Annotated in this window: 9 protein-coding genes; 4 read left to right on the top strand and 5 right to left on the bottom strand. The window is 73.6% G+C overall.

Going from position 1 to position 7,962, the window contains the following annotated elements:
• Positions 1–819, bottom strand: an 819-nt coding sequence (locus tag NUV38_RS13620) for a sigma-70 family RNA polymerase sigma factor (RefSeq protein ID WP_257729641.1), incomplete at its 3' end; no start/stop codon positions are given.
• A gap of 171 nt (positions 820–990) precedes the next feature.
• On the opposite strand from NUV38_RS13620, the gene NUV38_RS13615 reads away from it, so the two are divergent.
• The 4 genes from NUV38_RS13615 to rsrA all read left to right on the top strand — a co-directional run bounded on the left by NUV38_RS13615 (position 991) and on the right by rsrA (position 3,732).
• The gene (locus tag NUV38_RS13615; protein WP_257729640.1) at positions 991–1,641 is read left to right on the top strand and encodes a hypothetical protein; all 651 of its coding nucleotides are present in this window, start codon (positions 991–993) and stop codon (positions 1,639–1,641) included.
• A 199-nt stretch (positions 1,642–1,840) separates the two neighbouring features.
• Entirely contained in the window at positions 1,841–2,572 is a 732-nt protein-coding gene (locus NUV38_RS13610; protein ID WP_257729639.1) for an SOS response-associated peptidase, read from the top strand.
• Between the two features lie 195 nt (positions 2,573–2,767).
• Entirely contained in the window at positions 2,768–3,448 is a 681-nt protein-coding gene (locus NUV38_RS13605; protein WP_257729638.1) for a sigma-70 family RNA polymerase sigma factor, read from the top strand.
• The gene (gene rsrA / locus NUV38_RS13600) at positions 3,445–3,732 is read left to right on the top strand and encodes a mycothiol system anti-sigma-R factor (RefSeq protein WP_257729637.1); all 288 of its coding nucleotides are present in this window, start codon (positions 3,445–3,447) and stop codon (positions 3,730–3,732) included. The genes NUV38_RS13605 and rsrA overlap by 4 nt, the downstream gene beginning before the upstream one ends.
• Before the next feature lie 73 nt (positions 3,733–3,805).
• Here rsrA and NUV38_RS17165 read toward each other — a convergent pair whose 3' ends face one another.
• From NUV38_RS17165 to NUV38_RS13585, 4 genes are all read right to left on the bottom strand, one after another.
• Entirely contained in the window at positions 3,806–3,880 is a 75-nt protein-coding gene (locus NUV38_RS17165) for a 50S ribosomal protein bL37 (protein WP_369797015.1), read from the bottom strand.
• Between the two features lie 107 nt (positions 3,881–3,987).
• Positions 3,988–4,338, bottom strand: a complete 351-nt coding sequence (locus tag NUV38_RS13595; RefSeq protein ID WP_257729636.1) for a thioesterase family protein — start codon at positions 4,336–4,338, stop codon at positions 3,988–3,990.
• A 14-nt stretch (positions 4,339–4,352) separates the two neighbouring features.
• The gene (locus tag NUV38_RS13590) at positions 4,353–6,170 is read right to left on the bottom strand and encodes an ABC transporter ATP-binding protein (protein ID WP_257729635.1); all 1,818 of its coding nucleotides are present in this window, start codon (positions 6,168–6,170) and stop codon (positions 4,353–4,355) included.
• The gene (locus NUV38_RS13585) at positions 6,167–7,903 is read right to left on the bottom strand and encodes an ABC transporter ATP-binding protein (protein WP_257729634.1); all 1,737 of its coding nucleotides are present in this window, start codon (positions 7,901–7,903) and stop codon (positions 6,167–6,169) included. The genes NUV38_RS13590 and NUV38_RS13585 overlap by 4 nt, the downstream gene beginning before the upstream one ends.
• Positions 7,904–7,962: the final 59 nt, after the last annotated feature.

The following is a 7,962-nucleotide window of genomic DNA, read 5'->3' as shown; positions in this document are numbered from 1 at the left end:
GATCCCGCCGGCCCCCAGGGCGGCGGCGGCCGTCCCGGTCGCCCCGAGGTAGCCCGCGGCGGCGGGTCCGAGCAGGGCGGGCGCAAGGAGGCCGCGCAGGTTCTGGTTGACCTCCACGAGCTCGAGGTGGACGCCGGTGCAGCGTCGGCACGCGTCGAGGTGCTGGTCGACCTTCGCGGTGTCGCGGGCCGACAGCGTCTGGCGCACGAAGCCGCCGAGCAGCGGCGTGACGGCGCGGCAGGCCTCGTCGGTGGTGGCCGCCGCGTGGCTCTCGAGGTACGCGGCCCGCAGGCCCTCCCGGGCACGGTAGGCCAGGGCGGAGACGCTGTTGGGGCTCATGCCGAGCAGCGGGGCGACGGCCGCAGGCTTCTGCCCCTCGACCTCGAGGTGCCACAGCACCAGCTGCCACCGCTCGGGCAGCGACGCGAAGGCGCGCGCGGCGGCGTCGTTCTCGAAGGCGGCGCTCACGGCGTCGTCGAACGGCACACCCCGGTCGAGCACGTGCTCGTCGTCGGTGGGACGGGTGCGGGTCGTGGCCCTGATGCGGTCCACGTGCAGGCGCCGGACCGCGGTCAGCAGGTACGCACGGAAGGCCTCGTCGGGACCCTTGCCGTCCTGCAGGAGGCTCAGCACCTTCAGGAAGGCCTCCGACACGAGGTCGTCGGCCTCGCCGGTGCTCAGGAGCTGGCGGGAGAGCCGGGTCGCGGCGGCCACGTGTCGCTGGAACAGCAGACCGTAGGCCGCGGTGTCACCGGCACGCACGGCAGCGATCAGCTGCGCGTCGCTGCGCTGCTGCGTCGTCTCGATCAGGTCGACCATCGGTTCGGCTCCCTCGTCTGTGCTCCCGCCGGGTCCAACGAGGAACGGTCCTTCACGTCACGCCCGGGCGGCGGAGGCCGGCGGGCCCGGGTCGAGAAAAGATCCGCCGATCGCGTCACGATCACCGCCCCGGGCCGTCCCATGGTCACCGCACACGAGAGGAGGACCGTCATGGACGACACCCAGCACGCAGCGACGTCGCTGGTCGAGGCCGTCCGCGACGGTCGGGCCGACGTCGACGCCGTTGCACACGTGGTGGGAGCGAGTGCAGCGGCGGACGGGTCCCCGCTCCACGAGGTCATCGATCTCGTGGAGCGTGCCTTCGACGGAGCCCCCCGGCACGCGTCGGTCCGGGCTGCGTGCCTCGCCTGGGCGGAGCGCGCACTCGGGCGCGTGCACGACGCAGGGTGCGAGGACCCGTTGACGTCGCTGTCGACGGTGCCCCACCTGCACAGCAGGTTGGGGGACGTGTACCGCGCCGCTGCTGTCGAGGAGCAGCGCGCCGGCGACGGTCACGTCCTCGTCGTGGTCGAGCCGTCCGACGACCGACGACGCTCGGCCCTGGAGGCCTCGTTGCGGGCCGTCGAGGTCGGGCGGGTCCTGCGCTCGGTCTTCCCGGGCGACGAGACCGTGGCCCGGGTCGGATCGAGCCGCTTCGTGGTGCTGACGGCGCGCGAGCGCGCCCATGCCACGACCCTCGCGCTGATCGGTGTGCTTCTCGGGCGCACGCCGGACGGCGGAGGTGCGCCCCGGCTGTGGGTGGAGGAGCTTCCGCCCACGGCCGGGGACCTGCCGGGCCTCCTGCAGGCCCTGGCGCGCTGACACCCGCCCGGACCCGACGCACCAGGGCTGCGCCGGGCCCGGCGGGGGTGCCGGCCCGTCACTCCGTTTCGGAGACCTCTGGGGCATGGATCGGGCTCCAAGTGCCCCGCAGGTGTCCAGAACGCAGATCGGGGGCCGGGAGGCTCGATCAAGCCCGGTTCCACCGCTCCGTGTCGGTGCGGCGTGGAAGGCTGGGTCCATGTGCGGCAGGTATGCGACCACCCGGACCTCGACCGACCTCGACGACGCCTTCGCGGCGCGGCTGGCCGATGGCGCCGAGCTCCCGCCGCCGGACTGGAACGTGGCACCCACCAAGCAGGCGCCGTTGGTGATCGGCCGGGCCCGTGAGGACGCCGAGGAGTCGGCGCCACCGCGGCGCGAGCTCCTGGCCGCCACGTGGGGTCTCGTGCCGAGCTGGGCCAAGGACCGATCCGTCGGCAGCCGGATGATCAACGCCCGGTCCGAGACCGTGGCCGAGAAGCCGTCCTTCCGGCGTGCCTTCGCGCGGCGGCGTGCCATCGTCCCGGCCGACGGCTACTACGAGTGGTACGCGGGCCAGGGCCCGAAGGCTCCCAAGCAGCCGTTCTACATCACCTCCGGCGAGCACGACGGCCGCCGCGAGGTGCTGGGCCTGGCCGGGCTCTACGAGTTCTGGCGTTCCTCGGCCGAGGAGCCGTGGCTCGTGACGTTCACCATCCTCACCACCAGTGCCGAGGGCGGCGACGGCATGCTCCACGACCGCGCGCCGCTCCTGGTGGGGCCCGAGGTCCGCGACACGTGGCTGAGCCCGGTGGAGCGGCCGGCCGCCGAGCTGCTCGACCTGCTGGTGCCGGCCACGCCGGGTCATCTCGACGCGTGGCCCGTCACGACCCAGGTCAACAACGTCCGCAACAACGGCCCCGAGCTCGTCGAGCCCCTTCCTGCCGAGTAGACCCCGCGCGGCGCACGGTCCGGAATACAGCCCACGGCCACGTCGTTCCACCTCGTGAAGGAGGTCGACATGCTCGCGTGCCCTGAACGCATCCTTGCCAGCCCCACCCCGGCCAGCCCCGCCACCCCGGGTCCGGTCGCTCGCGGCCCCCGCGCGGCCGACGGACGTCGCACGTCGGGAGTAGGCTGGAGCACGATGACGAACACCCCCGAGACCACCCCACAGCCCACGTCGGACGAGTCCGGCGTCGGGTCCGTCGACGCCGCCGTCGACTACAGCGACGTCGACGTCACCACGGAGACGCCCGAGCAGCGCCAGGCCCGCTTCGAGGCCGAGGCCCTGCCGTTCCTGAACCAGCTCTACTCCGCAGGTCTGCGCATGACGCGCAGCCCCCAGGACGCCGAGGACCTGGTGCAGGAGACGTACGCCAAGGCGTTCAGCGCCTTCCACCAGTACAAGCCCGGCACCAACCTCAAGGCCTGGCTCTACCGGATCCTCACCAACACCTACATCAACTCCTACCGCAAGAAGCAGCGTCAGCCGCAGCAGGTCACCGACGAGATCGAGGACTGGCAGATCGCGGCTGCCGAGGCGCACTCGTCCTCGGGCCTCAAGTCGGCCGAGATGGAGGCGCTGGAGCGGCTGCCCGACAGCGACGTCAAGGATGCGCTGCAGGCGCTGCCGGAGGACTTCCGCTACGCGGTCTACCTGGCCGACGTCGAGGGCTTCCCGTACAAGGAGATCGCCGAGATCATGGGCACGCCCATCGGCACGGTCATGTCACGCCTGCACCGCGGACGTCGTCAGCTGCGCGAGCTGCTGGCCGACTACGCCCGCGACCGCGGCATGGCCGTGAGCGGGGTGAGCGACTCATGAGCGACGACCTCACCACCGAGGGCTGCGAGGGCCCGGACTGCGAGAAGGCCCTCGAGAGCCTGTACCTGTTCCTCGACGCCGAGATCGACAGCGCCAGCTGCGCCGAGATCCAGGCCCACATCGACGACTGCAGCGAGTGCCTCACCGAGTACGACCTCGAGCGGCTCGTGAAGTCGCTGGTCTCGCGCTCGTGCAGCGAGGTCGCGCCCGAGCCGCTGCGCGACAAGGTGCTGTTCTCGATCCGCACCGTGCAGGTGCAGATCTCCGAGTACCGCCAGTCCTGAGCGACGTCGAAGCCCCCGTCCGGTCACCGGACGGGGGCTTCGATCGTCTGTGCGCTCCGTGAGGAGCGTCAGGTCACGCGTTGGGGCGCTTGCCGTGGTTCGCGCCCTTCTTGCGACGCGCGCGGCGCTTGCGGCCGGTCTTGCCCATGATGGTCCTCCTCAGACGTTCAGCGTCCATGGTCCCACATCGTCCCGCCTGCCTGCGAACGTGGTCCGCGGCCCGGGACCGAGGCCGACCAGTCAGGGGCTGGTCGCTCAGGGTCGGGGGACCCGCTCCAGGAAGCGCGTGCGGTCCACGACGACGCGACGGACCTCGCCGTGCGCCACGAGCGTCCCGTGCCCGTCGTGCGCGGCGACCCGGAACCGCAGGAGCCGCCCGTCCTCGTGCACCAGGTCCGCCGTGGCGGTGATCGTCGCTCCCACGGGGCTGGCGGCGATGTGCTCGACCTCGACCCTCGTGCCCACGCTGGTGCGGCTGTCGTCGAGGTCCAGGGCCGCGCACGTCGCTGCCTCCAGCCAGGCCAGGGCGCGCGGCGTCGCCAGTACCGGCAGGTCCCCGCTGCCGAGGGCGGCGGCCGTGTCGGCGTCGCCGACGGTGTGGGTCACGGAAGCACTGCGGGTCATCGGTCCTCCAGGTCACGGGCGGGGGACCACCCAGCCTGCCCGACGTCGCCGGTTCCTGCGTCCGACCACGCCGACCAGAGGGCCGCATAGCGTCCGCCGGCGCGCACGAGGTCGTCATGGGGTCCCTCCTCGACCACCGCGCCGTGCTCCATCACGATCACCCGGTCGGCCGTCCGGGCCTGGCTCAACCGGTGGGCGATGACGAGTGCGGCGCGGCCGCGGGTGACGGCCTCGCCGGCCTGCTCGAGCTCGCGGGCCCCGGACGAGCCCGCCTCCGCCGTGGCCTCGTCGAGCACCACCACCCGCGGGTCGAGCAGCAGCACCCGGGTGAGCGCGAGCTGCTGGGCCTGGGCCGGGGTGAGCGGGTGGCCGAGGTCGCCCACCACGGTGTCCAGGCCGTGGGGGAGTGTCCGTGCCCAGGCTGCGGCCTCGGTGGCGGTGAGCGCGGACCAGAGCGCGTCGTCGTCGGCGTGCGGGTCGGCGAGGACGAGGTTGTCGCGCAGCGTGCCGGCGAAGACGTGGACCTCCTGCGAGACGAGCGCCACGTGTCGGCGCACGACGGTCTCGGCGGCGGTGGTGATGTCGAGGGCGCCGAGCCGGACGCTGCCGCCGCTCGGGGAGAGGGTCCCCGCGGCGATCCCTCCGAGGGTGGTCTTCCCGGCGCCCGTCGACCCGACGACGGACACGCGCTCCCCGGGGCGCACCTCCAGGTCGAGCGGTGCGAGCACGGGGCGGCCCTCCTCGTAGGCGTGGTGCACACCCGTGAGCCGCAACGTCGGGTCGGGGCCGACGTCCACGGGGGCGTGGTCGCGCGGCGCGATGAGGACGACGCCGGCGAGGCGGGCCAGCGCCGCGCCGCTCGCCTGCACGGCGTCGAAGACGAACAGCACCGCCCCGATGGGGTTGAACAGGCGGTGGAAGAACAGCGCTGCGGCGGTGGCGTCGCCGACGCTCGCGGCCCCGCTCGTCACGAGGACGTAGCCGGTGCCCAGCACCAGGACCAGACCCACGCACTCCGAGCCGTTCATCCGGGCGCCGAAGCGGGTGAAGAGCCTGAACACGTCGACGGTGATCTCGACGGCGTCGGCGGAGCGGCGCTCGATCCGCTCGAGCGCGATGCGTTCCACGCCGAACGCCCGCAGCGTCGGGGCGTCGCGCACGCCGGTGATGAGCGCCTCGGCGCGCGCGCCCTCGGCGGTCCGCTCGGCGCGGTAGTAGGGGATCGACCGGGGCAGGTACCAGCGGAGCGCGAGCACGTAGCAGGGCGCGGCGGCGAGACCGGCGAGGCCGAGGCGCCAGTCGAGCGTGAACAGTCCACCGACCGTGAAGCCGATGGCCGACAGCGAGCCGAGCAGGAGGGGGATGGCCTCGTCGAGCGCCTCGGTGAGCTTGCGGACGTCGTCGCCCACACGGCTCAGCACGTCGCCGATGCCTGCCTGCTCGATCCGCTGGGACTCCAGGTGCAGGGCGCGGTCCAGCACGTCCTCGCGCAGCTCGGCGAGGGCCGGCGCCACGGCCTGCGCCAGTGCCGCGGACGACAGCGTCGAGAACAGTCCGGCAGCGAGACCGGCGAGCACCATCACCGTGGCGGCGACCACGATCTCGCGCGCTGTCCCGTCCTCGCGCACCGCGTCGACGATCCGGCCGATCATCAGCACGGGCACGATCCCGGCGAAGCCGGTGACCAGGAACGAGGCGATCGTCAGCGCCAGGCTCGCCCGACGGGCGCGCACGAGCCGCCACGCGACGGCCGTCGTGCGTCGCGCGTCGGCGACCGGCAGCAGGTGCGTGTTCGCCGCCTCGTCCGTGCTCATCGGTCCACCGCCGCGCGGTAGGCGGGGTCGCGCACGAGGTCGGCATGGGTGCCCTCGGCCGCGACACGTCCGTCGCGCACCACCACGACGCGGTCGGCGTGCTGGAGCAGTGCGGGACTGGAGGTGATGACGAGGGTGGTGCGTCCGCGACGCAGCCGACGCACGCCGCGGGCGATGTCCTGCTCGGTCACCGCATCCACCGCACTCGTCGGGTCCTGCAGCACGAGGACCGGACGGTCGGTCGCGAGGGCCCGGGCCAGGGTGAGGCGCTGCCGCTGGCCGCCGGACAGGCTCGAGCCGGCGGCACGCACGGCGCGGTCGAGCCCGTCGGGGTGCAGGCGGACGACGTCGTCGGCGGCCGACGCGGCGAGGGCGGGTGCGAGGTCCGCGTCGGTGCGCTCGCCGCCGGGGTCGACCGTGCTGCGCAGCGTCCCCTCGAAGACGCCGGAGTGGTGCGAGGCGACGAGCAGGTGCCGGCGTCGACCCTCGACGGACAGCTCGTGCAGGTCGACGTCGCCGAGTCGCGCCCGGCCCGACGTGAGCGTGACCTCGCCCGTGAGCACGGCCATGAGCGTGTCGGAGACGGCGGGGTCGTCGATGCTGACGGCGACCAGCTCGTCGGCCGAGGTCCGCAGGTCCAGCCCCCGCAGGGGTCCCACGACGGCCGACTCGAGCACGAGGCCGGGGCGGTCCTCGGACGGTCCGCGACCGCCGGGGGTGAGCACACGGGGGGTGCTCAGGAACTCCACGATGCGTCCGGCCGAGGCCCGCGACGCCGCGAACTGCGCGCTGACGTCGCCCAGGCCGCGGATCGGCTCCGCCAGGAACTGGGTCAGGCCCACGAGCGCGATGAGCTGACCGAGACTGATGGTGCCGTCGAGGGCGCGCTCGCCCGCCACGACCGCGACGACGGCCAGCAGGATCCCGCTGAGTGCGGTGGTGAGTCCGGCCAGGTAGCCCCAGGAGCGGGCCACGGCGATGGTGTCGTCGCTCGCCCGCCGGCTGGCGGACCGGTATCGGCCGAGAGCGACGTCCTCACCGCCGATGCCCTTGAGCGGGCGCAGTCCGGTCAGCACGTCGGCGGCCACGCCCGAGGCGGACGCGGTGCTCTCCTGCTGGCGGCGGGTGCGCCGGGCCACGAGGGGCGCGAGCGCCTGGATGACCAGCAGGACGCCGGGCACGCCGAGCAGGATCACCAGACCGAGCACGACGTCGACCGACAGGACGTAGACGGCCGTCGCGACGACGGCCACGAGCGATGCGAGCGCGTAGCCGAGCTGGTGCAGCACGGACGGGACGAGCTCGGCGTCCGACGTCGCGATCGAGAGGGTCTCGCCGGCGAGGCGGTCGGTACGCGCGCCGCGCGGGTGCAGCACGTGGGCGGAGACCTCCGCGCGCAGGAGGTGCGCCTCGGTCTGGATGCCGCGCACGATGAACCGAGCGCCGTAGCGGTACCCGTTGCTCAGGACGAGGAAGAGGGCCACCAGGACGCCGAGCGTCCAGGCCAGGTCGACCAGCGTGCCGCCGTCCACGGCCTGGTCGACGACCAGGCCGATGACGACCGGCACGAGGGTCTCGCAGAGCTGCCAGACGACGAGCAGGGAGTAGCCGGGAACGAGCCGGCGCGCCTGGCGACGCACGCTCCGACGCAGCAGTGCACCGGCCCCGGCGGGCGGGGTGCGGTCGTCCGGATCGGTCCCGGGGGCCTCGGCCCGCGCCCTCGTGCTCGCCACGAGGTGAGGCTACCCTCACCCGGCCGGGTCGCGGTGGCCCGGTCGGGTCCTGCGCCGAC

Source organism: Aeromicrobium sp. 50.2.37, from assembly GCF_024655735.1.
Taxonomy (GTDB): domain Bacteria; phylum Actinomycetota; class Actinomycetes; order Propionibacteriales; family Nocardioidaceae; genus Aeromicrobium.
This window is presented reverse-complemented; position numbering and strand designations above follow the sequence as displayed.